General features: G+C 53.3%; 13 protein-coding genes and 5 tRNA genes. 8 read left to right on the plus strand and 10 right to left on the minus strand.

Features of this window, described 5'->3' with window-relative positions; translation table 11 throughout:
• Positions 1–193: 193 nt before the first annotated feature.
• The 8 genes from proV to emrB all read left to right on the plus strand — a co-directional run bounded on the left by proV (position 194) and on the right by emrB (position 8,284).
• Positions 194–1,399: a glycine betaine/L-proline ABC transporter ATP-binding protein ProV gene (proV, locus tag FN037_RS13700; RefSeq protein ID WP_138359741.1), complete on the plus strand. Its 1,206-nt coding sequence runs from the start codon at positions 194–196 to the stop codon at positions 1,397–1,399.
• Positions 1,392–2,456 carry a glycine betaine/L-proline ABC transporter permease ProW gene (gene proW, locus FN037_RS13705; RefSeq protein WP_138359742.1) on the plus strand — a complete coding sequence of 355 codons (1,065 nt, stop codon included), beginning with the start codon at positions 1,392–1,394 and terminating at the stop codon, positions 2,454–2,456. Before proV ends, proW begins: the two co-directional genes overlap by 8 nt.
• Before the next feature lie 69 nt (positions 2,457–2,525).
• Complete coding sequence (proX, locus tag FN037_RS13710; protein ID WP_138359743.1) at positions 2,526–3,521, plus strand: glycine betaine/L-proline ABC transporter substrate-binding protein ProX; 996 nt, start codon at positions 2,526–2,528, stop codon at positions 3,519–3,521.
• A 217-nt stretch (positions 3,522–3,738) separates the two neighbouring features.
• On the plus strand, positions 3,739–4,485 hold the full coding sequence (locus FN037_RS13715; RefSeq protein ID WP_142502483.1) for an AzlC family ABC transporter permease: 747 nt from the start codon (positions 3,739–3,741) through the stop codon (positions 4,483–4,485).
• Positions 4,475–4,810, plus strand: a complete 336-nt coding sequence (gene ygaH / locus FN037_RS13720; RefSeq protein ID WP_138359745.1) for an L-valine transporter subunit YgaH — start codon at positions 4,475–4,477, stop codon at positions 4,808–4,810. Before FN037_RS13715 ends, ygaH begins: the two co-directional genes overlap by 11 nt.
• An 84-nt stretch (positions 4,811–4,894) precedes the next feature.
• Positions 4,895–5,425, plus strand: coding sequence for a transcriptional repressor MprA (gene mprA / locus FN037_RS13725; protein WP_138359746.1), 531 nt, complete (start codon positions 4,895–4,897; stop codon positions 5,423–5,425).
• A 132-nt stretch (positions 5,426–5,557) separates the two neighbouring features.
• Positions 5,558–6,730 (plus strand): multidrug efflux MFS transporter periplasmic adaptor subunit EmrA, encoded by a 1,173-nt coding sequence (gene emrA, locus FN037_RS13730; protein ID WP_138359747.1) that lies wholly within the window; start codon positions 5,558–5,560, stop codon positions 6,728–6,730.
• A gap of 15 nt (positions 6,731–6,745) precedes the next feature.
• Positions 6,746–8,284: a multidrug efflux MFS transporter permease subunit EmrB gene (emrB, locus tag FN037_RS13735; protein ID WP_138359748.1), complete on the plus strand. Its 1,539-nt coding sequence runs from the start codon at positions 6,746–6,748 to the stop codon at positions 8,282–8,284.
• 361 nt (positions 8,285–8,645) lie between these two features.
• On the opposite strand, the gene luxS is transcribed toward emrB, so the two are convergent.
• The 10 genes from luxS to FN037_RS13785 all read right to left on the minus strand — a co-directional run bounded on the left by luxS (position 8,646) and on the right by FN037_RS13785 (position 13,762).
• Complete coding sequence (gene luxS, locus FN037_RS13740) at positions 8,646–9,161, minus strand: S-ribosylhomocysteine lyase (RefSeq protein ID WP_138359749.1); 516 nt, start codon at positions 9,159–9,161, stop codon at positions 8,646–8,648.
• A gap of 162 nt (positions 9,162–9,323) precedes the next feature.
• Positions 9,324–10,880, minus strand: a complete 1,557-nt coding sequence (gene gshA, locus FN037_RS13745) for a glutamate--cysteine ligase (protein WP_138359750.1) — start codon at positions 10,878–10,880, stop codon at positions 9,324–9,326.
• A gap of 66 nt (positions 10,881–10,946) precedes the next feature.
• Positions 10,947–11,375, minus strand: a complete 429-nt coding sequence (locus FN037_RS13750) for a YqaA family protein (RefSeq protein ID WP_138359751.1) — start codon at positions 11,373–11,375, stop codon at positions 10,947–10,949.
• A complete protein-coding gene (gene yqaB, locus FN037_RS13755; RefSeq protein WP_138359752.1) occupies positions 11,372–11,938 on the minus strand; it encodes a fructose-1-phosphate/6-phosphogluconate phosphatase in 567 nt (188 codons plus the stop codon). Before yqaB ends, FN037_RS13750 begins: the two co-directional genes overlap by 4 nt.
• Positions 11,939–12,065: 127 nt before the next feature.
• Positions 12,066–12,380, minus strand: coding sequence for a BON domain-containing protein (locus FN037_RS13760; protein WP_142502484.1), 315 nt, complete (start codon positions 12,378–12,380; stop codon positions 12,066–12,068).
• A gap of 430 nt (positions 12,381–12,810) precedes the next feature.
• Positions 12,811–12,887 (minus strand) — tRNA-Arg (locus tag FN037_RS13765).
• Positions 12,888–13,074: 187 nt separating this feature from the next.
• A tRNA-Arg gene (locus FN037_RS13770) sits at positions 13,075–13,151 on the minus strand.
• Between the two features lie 186 nt (positions 13,152–13,337).
• Positions 13,338–13,414 (minus strand) — tRNA-Arg (locus tag FN037_RS13775).
• Between the two features lie 174 nt (positions 13,415–13,588).
• A tRNA-Arg gene (locus FN037_RS13780) sits at positions 13,589–13,665 on the minus strand.
• A gap of 4 nt (positions 13,666–13,669) precedes the next feature.
• A tRNA-Ser gene (locus FN037_RS13785) sits at positions 13,670–13,762 on the minus strand.
• Between the last annotated feature and the right edge of the window lie 180 nt (positions 13,763–13,942).

Raw genomic sequence — 13,942 nt, forward strand, 5'->3', positions numbered from 1 at the left:
AAATATCAGCCATTTGCAATTTGCGCTCAGCCCTTATATCACGGGCGATGTAGCGGATTTCACCTTCCGGCGCATCCTGCGTAAATCAGCATAAAGGGTTGTCACAGATTCTCAGTATGTTAGGGTGTAAAAAATCAACTTTCTTCATCAGGTACAATATCGATATAAATAATAACAGGAAAATCTCTATTGCATGGCAATTAAATTAGAAATCAAGAATCTCTACAAGATATTTGGCGAGCACCCACAGCGGGCCTTCAAATATATCGAAAAAGGACTATCGAAAGAACAAATACTGGAAAAAACGGGGCTTTCGCTTGGCGTCAAAGATGCCAGTCTGACCATTGAAGAAGGCGAGATATTCGTCATCATGGGGCTCTCCGGCTCGGGGAAATCCACCATGGTTCGCCTTCTCAATCGCCTGATTGAACCTACCCGCGGCCAGGTGCTTATTGATGGCGTTGACATCGCCAGGATCTCAGATGCCGAGCTTCGCGAGGTGCGCAGAAAGAAAATCGCAATGGTTTTTCAATCATTTGCCCTTATGCCGCATATGACGGTCCTCGACAATGCCGCCTTTGGCATGGAGCTGGCCGGCGTAGCCGCTCAGGAACGCAAAGAGAAAGCGCTGGAAGCGCTGCGTCAGGTCGGACTGGAAAATTATGCTCACGCCTGGCCGGACGAACTCTCCGGCGGGATGCGCCAGCGCGTTGGCCTGGCCCGTGCGTTGGCGATTAATCCCGATATCCTGTTAATGGATGAGGCTTTCTCCGCGCTCGATCCATTAATTCGTACCGAAATGCAGGATGAGTTAATAAAATTACAGGCCAGACATCAGCGCACCGTGGTATTTATTTCCCACGATCTTGATGAAGCGATGCGAATTGGCGATCGCATTGCCATTATGCAAAATGGCGAAGTGGTTCAGGTCGGTACCCCGGATGAAATATTGAATAACCCGGCTAATGATTATGTGCGGACATTCTTCCGCGGCGTCGATATTAGCCATGTGTTTAGCGCCAAAGATATCGCGCGTCGTAGCCCGGTTGGTTTGATTCGTAAAACACCAGGCTTTGGCCCGCGTTCGGCGTTGAAATTATTGCAGGATGAAGACCGCGAATATGGCTACGTCATTGAACGCGGTAATAAGTTTGTTGGCATTGTCTCCATTGATTCACTGAAATCCGCGCTGGGCGAAGGTCAGGGAATCGATGCGGCGTTAATTGACTCCCCGCTCGCGGTGGATGCGCAAACGCCGCTTAGCGAACTGCTCTCTCACGTCGGCCATGCACCGTGCGCGGTGCCGGTTGTCGATGAAGGGCATCAGTACATCGGCATCATTTCAAAACGTATGCTGCTGCAGGCTTTAGATCGCGAGGGGGTAAACAACAATGACTGATCAATCTAACCCGTGGGACACCGCGGCAGCCGCGGATAGCGCGTCGCAATCCGCGGATGCCTGGGGTGCGACGTCCACGCCAGCGCCGTCCGGCGGCGGTGCCGACTGGCTGAACAGCGCGCCTGCGCCGCAGCCTGAACACTTCAATATTATGGATCCGTTCCATAAAACGCTTATCCCGCTGGATAGCTGGGTCACGCAGGGTATCGACTGGGTTGTCATGCACTTCCGCCCGCTGTTTCAGGGGATCCGCGTGCCGGTGGATTACATCCTGAGCGCTTTCCAGCAGCTCTTATTGGGCATGCCGGCGCCGGTGGCGATTGTTATTTTCTCGCTGATTGCCTGGCAGATTTCCAGCGTCGGCATGGGGGCTGCGACGCTGATTTCGCTTGTTGCTATCGGCGCCATAGGCGCCTGGTCGCAGGCGATGGTCACGCTGGCGCTGGTGCTGACCGCGCTGCTGTTTTGCATGCTGATCGGCCTGCCGCTAGGGATATGGCTGGCACGCAGTCCGCGGGCGGCGAAAATTATTCGCCCGCTGCTTGATGCGATGCAAACCACCCCGGCGTTTGTCTATCTGGTGCCGATCGTGATGCTGTTCGGCATCGGCAACGTTCCGGGCGTGGTGGTGACGATTATCTTCGCCCTGCCGCCGATTGTTCGTCTGACCATTCTGGGGATTAACCAGGTGCCGGCGGATCTGATCGAAGCCTCGCGCTCCTTTGGCGCCAGCCCGAGACAACTGTTGTTCAAAGTCCAGTTGCCGCTGGCGATGCCGACGATTATGGCCGGAGTCAACCAGACGCTGATGCTGGCCCTGTCGATGGTGGTTATCGCCTCGATGATTGCCGTTGGCGGTCTCGGCCAGATGGTACTGCGCGGTATTGGCCGTCTCGATATGGGGCTGGCTACCGTCGGCGGCGTCGGGATTGTTATCCTCGCCATTATTCTTGACCGTTTGACTCAGGCCGTAGGACGCGACTCGCGTAGCCGCGGCAACCGTCGCTGGTACACCACCGGCCCGCTGGGGCTTATCACTCGCCCTTTCTGTAAATAAAAGCACATGCCCCGGCCGCCACCCGACCGGGGACATGAACTTCTCCTCTGCTGAATAAAAGGAACAACGATGCGACATACAGCGATTCTTGCCACAGCGTTTACCGCCCTTATTTCCACCTCCGCCTTCGCCGCGGATCTGCCTGGCAAAGGCATTACCGTTAAACCGATTCAGAGCACTATTTCGGAAGAGACTTTCCAGACTCTGATCGTCAGCCGCGCGCTGGAAAAACTGGGTTACACCGTCGATAAGCCAAGCGAAGTGGATTACAACGTCGGCTATACCTCGATCGCCTCCGGCGACGCCACCTTTACCGCCGTCAACTGGCAGCCGCTGCACGATGATATGTACGCCGCCGCCGGTGGCGACAAAAAATTCTACCGCGAAGGCGTTTTCGTCAGCGGCGCCGCGCAGGGATATCTGATCGATAAGAAGACGGCCGATAAATACCACATTAAATCTATCGACCAGCTAAAAGATCCGAAAATCGCCAAACTGTTTGATACCAACGGCGACGGCAAAGCCGATCTGACCGGCTGTACGCCGGGCTGGGGATGCGAAGCGGTGATTAACCATCAGATTGAGGCTTACGGTCTGAGCAAAACCGTTACCCATAATCAAGGCAACTACGCCGCCATGATGGCTGACACCATCGCGCGTTACAAAGAGGGTAAGCCGATTCTCTACTATACCTGGACACCTTACTGGGTCAGCGATGTGCTGAAACCGGGTAAAGATGTCGTCTGGCTGCAGGTGCCGTTCTCTTCTCTGCCTGGCGTGCAGAAAAATATCGACACGAAGCTGTCTAATGGCGCCAATTACGGCTTCCCGGTCAGCACCATGCATATCGTCGCTAACAAAGCCTGGGCCGAGAAAAACCCTGCGGCGGCAAAACTGTTTAGCATCATGAAACTGCCTATTGCCGATATCAACGCAGAGAATGCAATGATGCACGAAGGTCATGGTTCAGAAGCCGATATTCAGGGCCACGTTGACGGTTGGATCAAAGCCCATCAGCAGCAGTTTGACGGCTGGATAAAAGAAGCCCTGGCTGCGCAGAAGTAATCCCTGTTTTTATCGCATATCCCGGAGAAGGCTCCCGCCTTTTCCGGGTGAGCAATACGGTGAAAATCAAATTCCGCTTTCATCTGCTTTCTTTCCCCTCCGATGGGTATCAACCCACAACGTCTCAAATGCTGTAAAGCCTCGCCGCTCTCTGTTAAGGTAAATGCCACCCGTTCAATCATGTTATTTTCACGTCAGTTATTAATAAGTCATCCCTATGGAAAACTCCGACGCATTGACGCATACGTCTCCTGTGAACGAAGCCACGCTGGCGGAAGGTATCAAAGACAGCCTGCCGATTGTTATCAGCTATATTCCGGTGGCCTTCGCCTTTGGTCTGAACGCCTCCAAGCTCGGTTTCACCCCGCTGGAAAGCCTGCTTTTTTCCTGCATTATTTACGCAGGCGCCAGCCAGTTCGTGATCACCGCGATGCTGTCTGCCGGGAGCTCACTGTGGGTCGCGGCGCTCACCGTGATGGCGATGGACGTTCGCCACGTGCTTTATGGCCCTTCCCTGCGCAGCCGCATTCCGTGTGCGCTGAATAAGAAAAAAACCGCCCTCTGGGCCTTCGGCCTCACTGATGAAGTATTCGCCGCCGCCACAGCGAAACTGACGCGCGACAACCGCCGCTGGAGCGAAAACTGGATGATCGGCATCGCCTTTCTGTCCTGGGGTTCATGGGTCTTTGGCACACTAGCTGGCGCTTATTCAGGCAGCGGCCTGCTAAATGGCTTCCCGGCCATAGAGGCTGCGCTGAGCTTTATGCTGCCCGCGCTATTTATGAGTTTTTTACTGGCGTCGTTCCAGCGTAAGCAGTCGCTTAGCGTTAGCGCCGCGCTGACGGGAGCGCTGGGAGGGATGCTCCTGTTTTCCATTCCCGCCGCAATCCTTGCCGGGATTGTCTGCGGCTGCCTGACCGCTCTGGTGCAGGCCAGTATTCAGGGGATGCCCGATGAACAGTGATGTCCTTATTATCGGAGCCGTGGTCGGCTGCGTAAATTATCTGTTCCGCTATCTGCCATTGCGTCTGCGTGCCGGGAGCGCCCGCCTCTCACACCGCGGTCCGCTCGGCGTCCTGCTCGATACCATTGGTATCGCCTGCATTTGCGCGCTACTGGTTGTCTCCAGCGTACCGGAGATGCTCCACGACGCCCGTCGTTTGCTGCCTACCTTAGCGGGTTTCGCGGTGCTGGGTCTGGCCTTCTGGAAAACGCGCAGCATTATTATTCCGACGCTTTTGGGCGCGTTAACCTACGGCGTTATCTGGAAAATCGGCACAGGGTTATAAGTATCGGTTTTCATCAATAATTCATTTGCTTTATTTGTCACAATGGTTATTATATCGACTGTAATTAATGAGGTCATAATCAAAATGGACAGTTCGTTTACTCCCATTGAGCAAATGCTCAAGTTCCGCGCCAGCCGTCACGAAGACTTCCCTTTTCAGGAAATTCTGCTCACTCGTCTTTGCATGCATATGCAGGGTAAGCTGCTGGAAAATCGTAACAAGATGCTGAAGGCGCAAGGGATTAACGAAACATTGTTTATGGCGCTGATCACCCTTGAGTCTCAGGAGAACCACAGCATTCAGCCTTCTGAATTAAGCTGTGCGCTAGGCTCCTCGCGTACTAATGCCACGCGAATTGCCGATGAGCTGGAAAAACGCGGCTGGATCGAACGCCGCGAAAGCGATAATGACCGCCGTTGCCTGCATTTACAACTTACCGATAAAGGTCATCAGTTTCTGCGCGAAGTATTGCCGCCGCAGCATAACTGTCTGCATCAACTTTGGTCTTCTTTAAGCGCCAGCGAAAAAGATCAACTTGAGCACATCACCCGCAAACTATTGAGCCGCCTTGACCAAATGGAAGAAGATGGCGTGCTTGCGGAGTCTCTGCGCTAAGCGTGGAATCACTCGCTCAACCCTTTTTCTGGATTGACAAGGAAAGCGGACAGGCCAGCAGATCATCTGCTGGCCTGTCTGATAAACCGTTCGGATCAGCCGATGTGAAATAATAAGATCGTGGAGAATAACATGAGCGTAAATGCGGAGAGCCAAACCCCGCCGCAACCGGGCAGCAAAAAAGGAAAGCGTAAAAACGCTCTTCTCTTACTGACCTTACTCTTTATTATTGCTGCCGTGGCATACGGGGTTTATTGGTTTTTGGTCCTGCGTCACTTCGAAGAAACGGATGACGCCTACGTGGCAGGAAATCAGGTACAAATTATGGCGCAGGTGTCCGGCAGCGTAACCAAAGTCTGGGCTGACAACACCGATTATGTACAAAAAGGCGATCCGTTAGTCACCCTCGATCCGACCGACGCCCGGCAGGCGTTTGAAAAGGCAAAAACCGAGCTGGCCGTCAGCGTGCGCCAGACGCGTGAGCAGATGATCAACAGCAAGCAGTTACAAGCCAATATCGAGGTCAAAAAAACCGCCCTTTCTCAGGCGCAAACCGATCTCAAGCGGCGCATTCCGCTGGGAGCCGCTAACCTGATTGGCCGTGAAGAACTGCAGCATGCTCGCGATACGGTTGCCAGCGCGCAGGCCGAACTGGACATGGCGATTCAGCAATACAATGCCAATCAGGCGATCGTGCTGGGAACGTCGCTGGAACAACAGCCTGCGGTGCTGCAAGCAGCTACCGAAGTTCGTAATGCGTGGCTGGCGCTGCAGCGAACAAAAATTGTCAGCCCAATTAGCGGCTATGTTTCCCGCCGTTCCGTACAACCTGGCGCGCAAATCACCACCGCCACCCCGTTGATGACCGTGGTTCCGGCCACGAATCTGTGGATTGACGCCAACTTTAAAGAGACGCAACTGGCGCATATGCGCATCGGCCAACCGGCAACCGTTATCAGCGATATTTACGGCGACGATGTGAAATACACCGGTAAAGTCGTTGGTCTCGATATGGGCACCGGTAGCGCTTTCTCGCTGTTGCCCGCGCAGAACGCCACCGGCAACTGGATAAAAGTGGTTCAGCGTCTGCCGGTACGTATCGAGCTGGATGAAAAACAGCTGGCGGAACACCCGCTGCGTATCGGTCTGTCGACGCTGGTTGAGGTGAATACCACCGATCGCAGCGGTCAGATGCTGGCAAACCAGGTACGTAATACCCCGGTTTATGAAAGTAATGCCCGCGAAATCGGCCTCGAGCCGGTGAATAAATTGATCGACAGTATCATCCAGGCGAACGCCGGGTAATTCGGGGTGAGCGTAATGCAACAGCAAAAACCGCTGGAAGGCGCGCAGCTGGTCATTATGACCATTGCGCTGTCGTTCGCGACCTTCATGCAGGTGCTGGACTCAACTATCGCCAACGTGGCTATCCCCACCATTGCCGGCAATCTGGGTTCATCATTAAGCCAGGGAACCTGGGTTATCACCTCATTTGGCGTCGCGAACGCTATCTCCATCCCGATTACCGGCTGGCTGGCAAAGCGCGTCGGCGAAGTGAAACTGTTTCTCTGGTCGACAGTGGCATTTGCTATCGCCTCCTGGGCCTGCGGTATGTCAAACAGCCTGACGATGCTGATTTTTTTCCGCGTGATTCAGGGGATCGTCGCCGGCCCGTTGATTCCGCTGTCGCAAAGTCTGCTGCTCAGTAACTATCCGCCCGCTAAACGTTCTATTGCGCTGGCGCTGTGGTCAATGACGGTGATCGTGGCACCGATTTGCGGCCCGATTCTCGGCGGCTATATCAGCGACAACTACCACTGGGGCTGGATCTTCTTTATCAACGTCCCGATTGGTATTGCCGTGGTGATTATGACGCTGCAAACCCTGCGTCACCGGGAAACACGCACCGAGCAACGGCGAATTGACGGCGTGGGTCTGGCGCTGCTGGTTATCGGTATCGGCAGCCTGCAGGTAATGCTTGACCGGGGTAAAGAGCTGGACTGGTTCTCCTCGAACGAGATAATCATCCTGACGGTTGTCGCCGTGGTGGCAATCTGTTTCCTTATCGTCTGGGAGTTGACCGACGATAACCCAATAGTCGACCTGTCATTATTTAAGTCGCGAAACTTTACCATCGGCTGTCTGTGTATCAGTCTCGCCTATATGCTCTACTTTGGCGCTATTGTGCTGTTACCGCAGCTATTGCAGGAAGTGTACGGCTATACCGCCACATGGGCTGGTCTGGCCTCGGCGCCGGTCGGCGTGATACCGGTGATTCTGTCGCCGATTATCGGCCGCTTTGCACATAAACTCGATATGCGCAGACTGGTCACTTTCAGCTTTATTATGTACGCGGTCTGTTTCTACTGGCGTGCCTGGACTTTCGAGCCTGGGATGGATTTCGGCGCCTCGGCGTGGCCGCAGTTTATTCAGGGCTTCGCGGTAGCTTGCTTCTTTATGCCGCTAACCACCATCACCCTTTCCGGTCTGCCGCCGGAACGGCTGGCGGCGGCATCCAGTCTGTCAAACTTCCTGCGCACGCTGGCGGGGTCAATCGGTACTTCGATTACCACCACCATGTGGACGAACCGCGAGGCGCTACATCATGCGCAGCTTACCGAATCGGTTACGCCGTATAACCCCAACGCCCAGCAAATTTACGGCCAGTTGCAGGACTTAGGAATGACGCAGCAGCAAGCGTCCAGCTGGATAGCACAGCAGATAACAAACCAGGGGTTGATCATCTCCGCCAACGAGATTTTCTGGCTCTCGGCAGGCATTTTTATCCTTCTTCTCGGGCTGGTGTGGTTCGCCAGGCCGCCGTTTAGCGCCGGAGGAGGCGGTGGCGGCGCGCACTAAGGGTGCGATCAGTGTCTGCGGGTGAATATCAGCCCGTTCGGGAAGATTATGCTGTTTTATTAGTCGGCATGAGATTCTTTGCTACGGTCGTTCTGGCGGAAATCGTCTGTGTTTTATTTCCGCCAGATTTTGATCTGTCGCTTCTCCGTTCATCGTAATACGAGAAAATACTTCCTGTTCATGGCGTGTGAACGGCTCGCTCGCCTCCCCCCCCTCGGCATGGTGCTGAAATCTGCCGCGATGCCATGCGCTTCACTTTGGCATCAGTCAGCAGCGTTGAAAGCTGAAGGGCAACATTATCGGCATTACGGCGTAGGGAAATCGTGGCCCGACGACTCGCCGGGCCGTGGCGGGATTGCGACTAGATGTGCAACTCTTGCAGTTTTTCTTTCGGCAGCGCCAGCTCGTCATTGCTATTGATGCGAACATCACGCTCAATAATATGTCGAGCGATTTCCTGCGCCTCTTCCAGCGAATGCATCGTGTAGGTACCACACTGATAAACGTTCAGCTCAGGGATCTGGTTTTGATCTTTTACTTTCAGCACGTCGGCCATCGCCGCTTTCCAGGCATCGGCAACGCGCTGTTCATCCGGCGTACCAATCAGGCTCATATAGAACCCGGTGCGGCAGCCCATCGGAGAAATATCGATAATTTCCACCCCCTTGCCGTTCAGATGATCGCGCATAAAGCCGGCAAACAGGTGCTCAAGCGTGTGGATGCCTCTTTCCGGCATCACTTCCTGGTTTGGCACGCAAAATCGCAGATCGAAAACGGTGATTTCATCGCCATGAGGCGTGTTCATTTTCTTCGCGACGCGCACCGCGGGCGCTTCCATTCGGGTATGGTCGACGGTGAAACTATCTAACAACGGCATTATTGACCTCCGATAGTGATTTTTTTAAAAATAAAATGAACTCTTTTTAGGGCAGCGGGTCTGACCATGTGAAAGACGCGCATTTATTATCATCATCCCTGAGTCAGAGATGAAAATTTGGCCACAGAAATGTGGCCGTTTTCTTTTTTACAGCACGCAAAACTACGCATGTCTTGCCAGTAACGCGGCAAACGGCTCGCTATCCGCCACTTCGACTCTACGCTGGCGCTCCACTGATGCTTCACGCTCGGCCACAAAATCCTCTTCGCGTAAAATCTCCAGCGGTTCTTCACGCAGTATCGTCCGATATCGATCGGCCAGCATCCTGCCGATGCCGCCAATACCTTCTTCAAGCATAGACCGCAGAATGCGCGCAGAGAAGGTTAATTCCGGGTCGTCAAAACAAGCGATCAGCTCATCGCAAACCTGCTGATACGCCTGGCATCCGTGAATGCTATCCAGCGTTTGCGCTACACGGCGTAAATCACGGAACAGATCTTTCCCTACCTGAGCCAACGGGAACTGGGCAGTTTCGCAACCAATGCCCAGCGTTAGCCCAGGCTTACGACCTTCAAGAATCACACGATTCCAGTTTTTACGCGTACACAGCAGTTCATCGCTGCTCATTTCTGGCGCATCGGCCAGCACGCACCAGACCATAAACAGATCCAGGAAGCGCACCTGTTGCTCATCAACACCAATCGGTGAAAAAGGGTTAATATCCAGGGAGCGCACTTCGATATATTCGATACCGCCGCGCAGCAGCGCATCAGAAGGCGTTTCGCCGCTGCGAGCCACACGTTTCGGACGAATCGGCGCGTACAGTTCGTTTTCGATCTGCAATACATTGCTGTTGATCTGCAGACGCTTGCCGTCTTTCTCCAGACCAATTTTGGCATACTCTTCAGAAGGCGTTTTAATCGCCCGCTTCAGTCCTGCCACATACTCATTCAAATCGTTAAACGTAATACCAAGATTACTTTGCGACTTATTGGTATAACCCAGATCACTCAGGCGCAGAGAGGTCGCGTAAGGCAGGTAATACATCCCGTTACTGGCTTCCTCAAACGGCAGTGTCGTCGTTTTCCCTTGCAGGAACGAAGAGCAAATCGCCGGAGATGCGCCAAACAGGTACGGGATCACCCAACCAAAGCGGTAATAATTGCGAATTGCACGGAAATAGCCTGCTGAAATGGCCTCTTTTCCGCTTTCCACATCCTCAACTCCGCACTTAGCCTGCCAGAAAGCCATGGGCAGAGAGAAGTTATAGTGTACGCCGGAGATGGTTTGCATCAGCGCGCCATAGCGGTTTTTCAGCCCTTCGCGATAGAGCGTTTTCAGGCGACCGATATTTGAGGTGCCGTACTGGGCCAGCTCAATATCCTGGCCAGGCGCGATATAGCAAGGCATACTTAGCGGCCACATCCGCTCGTCACCAATATGGCGCGCGGTATAACGATGCACATCGCGCATAAAAGTGAGCATATGCCGGATATCACCATCAACAGGTGTAATAAATTCCAGCAAAGCCTCGGCAAAATCGGTGGTAATCCATTTATGCGTCAGCGCTGCCCCCAATGCTGCCGGATGACCGGTAGTGGCCAGCGTGCCATCAGCATTGACGCGCAACGTTTCGCGTTCAAGACCACGTTGAATACCTTTCAGAGCCTGCGGATTTTTTTCCAGCCAGGCCAGCGCCTGTGATACGTCCGGGATCAATTTGACCTCCCGCCTGTCGAAATCATTTGAATTAGCATAATTGTAATGGTCGAACAATCAGTCCAATTAGTGCCACCACGTCATGCCCTGAAGCGTTATCGCCGCGATGGCGATATAGCGTAATGCTTTGCCAAGGCACAAGAAAAAGAGCACTGGTCCCCAGGAAATGCGCATCCATCCCGCCAGTAAACACAGCAAATCGCCTATAACAGGCGCCCAACTTAATAATAGCGCGGCCGCGCCATAGCGTCTTAACCAGCCGGACGCCTTCTCCTGCCAGCGCGATGTTTTGCGCAGCGGAAATAAGCGCCCCAGAATAACGTTAGTTACCCCTCCAAGGCTATTACCGATTATTGCTGTTAAAATCAGTAACCACGGCTGGCTGGCCCCTGCCAGTAGCATAGCAATCAACACCACTTCCGAATTACCGGGAAGCAGCGTTGCGCTCAAAAAACTACTGGCAAACAGCGAAATCAGCGACAGCGCGTCGCTCACAATCGTCGCACGTCCACGGCATCCATTCCGGCGCGCTTCGCCGCCTGCAGACCAAAGTCCGCATCTTCAAAGACAACGCATTTTTCCGCCGGCACGCCCATGCGTTCAGCGCAAAGTAAGAAGGTATCGGGCGCGGGTTTATGGTTTACGACATGATCGGCGGCAACCACCGCAGAGAAGTAGTGGCGCAGCCCCAGATGAGCCAACAGCGCTTCCGCCACGGCGCTCTCGCTGCCAGTACCAACCGACATGGGACGACGACCGTGCCACGCCTTAACCACCTCAATCAGCGGCAAAGGGCGAACACTATCAAGAAGCATCGCCTTCACAGCGTTCGTTTTTTCCTGCGCCAGTTGGTGAGGATCTAAATCAGCCTGATTTAATTCGATAATGGCCTGAGCAATCCGCCAGGTTGGAGAACCATTAAGCGCGACCATAGCCTGCATATCGAAACGCATGCCGTAACGTCCCAGAACCTCGTTCCATGCCTTACGATGCGTCGGCTCAGTATCGAGGATCGTGCCATCCATATCAAAAATCAGTCCTGCATAACGTTCGTACATCGTGTTCTCACCCGCCGGTTAAGGAGAGGTTACTGTAACGCAAAAGGCCGGTTTTGTCGCTGCCAGCGACAAACGCAACAAAGGCGCTTTATCGCGCCTTTGTTGGTAATAATATCGTTTTGTGCGTTTATTTGATTCTTAAATCGTTCTCAACCACGCGAACACCCTGTACTTTTCGCGCCACGTCCACCGCCCGTCTTGCACTATCCGCGGATGAGACAAAGCCGCTGAGCTGCACACGCCCTTTAAAGGTTTCGACACTAATTTCAGAAGACTTAATCTCCTTGTCATTGAACAACGCGGCTTTTACTTTAGTCGTGACCACCGTATCGTCAATGTACCCGCCGGTACTCTCCTTGGTAGGCGAACCCGCACAGCCTGCCAACGATACGGCTACCAGAAGCGTCGCGCAAAACGCAGATATTGCTTTGAACCATTTCATGGATTTCTCTCCTTGCATTTATATCACCCAAAATCAGGTTGTATACAGGGATAAACTATAGTGGAAAGAGGGAGTTGCCAATGAAAAAAGTGCTGAAAAAGATTGTGAATTATTACTCTGGAGAGGGATTAAAAAGACAACTGGAGGTTATTTTAGCAGGAAAACAGAGGAATTCTACAGGATGACTTGTTTTGCCACTCGCCCTTCGGGCCGTTGCTGAAGCAACGTTATCCTCCCTGGCGCTGGCGGCTATCTCGCAGACCATGAAATAACAACGCTGCTGTTATTCTGGAGAATAATGGTGCATCCGGGAGGATGACTCACGCGGTTCGCCCTTCGGGCCGTTGCTGAAGCAACGTTATCCTCCCTGGTGCTGGCGGTTATCTCGCAGACCATGAAGTAACAGCGCTGCTGTTATTCTGGAGAATAATGGTGCATCCGGGAGGATTCGAACCTCCGACCGCTCGGTTCGTAGCCGAGTACTCTATCCAGCTGAGCTACGGATGCATAAGAAACTTGTTTACTACATTTACTACGCGTCAGTGTCACATCTAACACCTGCCACACTGCGTAAAGAGGATGACTCACGCGGTTCGCCCTGCGGGCCGTTGCTGAAGCAACGTTATCCTCCCTGGTGCTGCCGGTTATCTCGCAGACCACGAAATAACAGTGCTGCTGTTATTCTGGAGAATAATGGTGCATCCGGGAGGATTCGAACCTCCGACCGCTCGGTTCGTAGCCGAGTACTCTATCCAGCTGAGCTACGGATGCATAAGAAACTTGTTTACTACATTTACTACGCGTCAGTGTCACATCTAACACCTGCCACACTGCGTAAGGAGGATGACTCACGCGGTTCGCCCTGCGGGCCGTTGCCAGGGCAACGTTATTCTCTCTGGTGCTGGCGGTTATCTCGCAGACCATGAAGTAACAGCGCTACTGTTATCTCGGAGAATATGGTGCATCCGGGAGGATTCGAACCTCCGACCGCTCGGTTCGTAGCCGAGTACTCTATCCAGCTGAGCTACGGATGCATAAGAAACTTGTTTACTACATTTACTACGCGCAGTGTCACATCTAACACTTGCCACACTGCGTAAGGAGAATGGCTACGCGGCTTGCTCTTTGGAAGCAACGTTATCTTCTCCGGCACTGGCTGCTTTCTTGCAGACCATTAGACAACAGCGCCGCTGTTCCCCTGGAGAAGATGGTGCATCCGGGAGGATTCGAACCTCCGACCGCTCGGTTCGTAGCCGAGTACTCTATCCAGCTGAGCTACGGATGCAAAATGGCGGTGAGGCGGGGATTCGAACCCCGGATGCAGCTTTTGACCGCATACTCCCTTAGCAGGGGAGCGCCTTCAGCCTCTCGGCCACCTCACCACACGCCTCTTACGAGTGCTTCGAAGAACTTGTTTGCGCTCTTCGTCGCTGCGATGGCGCACATATTACTTTCTGGTACCTATAAGTCAAACGATTTTTCGAGACCTTTTTTTCGTTTGCACACTTCCCGCGCAATTAGACGGTGAAAACGGCAAAAAGAGTATTTTATCAACAAGAAAT

Origin of the sequence: Klebsiella sp. 2680 (genome assembly GCF_900198535.1) — a bacterium.
In the GTDB taxonomy this organism is placed as follows: domain Bacteria; phylum Pseudomonadota; class Gammaproteobacteria; order Enterobacterales; family Enterobacteriaceae; genus Klebsiella; species Klebsiella indica.

Excerpts from the sequence above, each read along its gene's own strand:
- mprA (WP_138359746.1), top strand. The coding sequence starts at position 4,895 with ATGGACAGTTCGTTTACTCCCATTGAGCAAATGCTCAAGTTCCGCGCC.
- ygaH (WP_138359745.1), top strand. The coding sequence starts at position 4,475 with ATGAACAGTGATGTCCTTATTATCGGAGCCGTGGTCGGCTGCGTAAAT.
- proX (WP_138359743.1), top strand. The coding sequence starts at position 2,526 with ATGCGACATACAGCGATTCTTGCCACAGCGTTTACCGCCCTTATTTCC.
- proW (WP_138359742.1), top strand. The coding sequence starts at position 1,392 with ATGACTGATCAATCTAACCCGTGGGACACCGCGGCAGCCGCGGATAGC.
- emrB (WP_138359748.1), top strand. The coding sequence starts at position 6,746 with ATGCAACAGCAAAAACCGCTGGAAGGCGCGCAGCTGGTCATTATGACC.
- proV (WP_138359741.1), top strand. The coding sequence starts at position 194 with ATGGCAATTAAATTAGAAATCAAGAATCTCTACAAGATATTTGGCGAG.
- emrA (WP_138359747.1), top strand. The coding sequence starts at position 5,558 with ATGAGCGTAAATGCGGAGAGCCAAACCCCGCCGCAACCGGGCAGCAAA.
- FN037_RS13760 (WP_142502484.1), bottom strand. The coding sequence starts at position 12,380 with ATGAAATGGTTCAAAGCAATATCTGCGTTTTGCGCGACGCTTCTGGTA.
- yqaB (WP_138359752.1), bottom strand. The coding sequence starts at position 11,938 with ATGTACGAACGTTATGCAGGACTGATTTTTGATATGGATGGCACGATC.
- luxS (WP_138359749.1), bottom strand. The coding sequence starts at position 9,161 with ATGCCGTTGTTAGATAGTTTCACCGTCGACCATACCCGAATGGAAGCG.
- FN037_RS13715 (WP_142502483.1), top strand. The coding sequence starts at position 3,739 with ATGGAAAACTCCGACGCATTGACGCATACGTCTCCTGTGAACGAAGCC.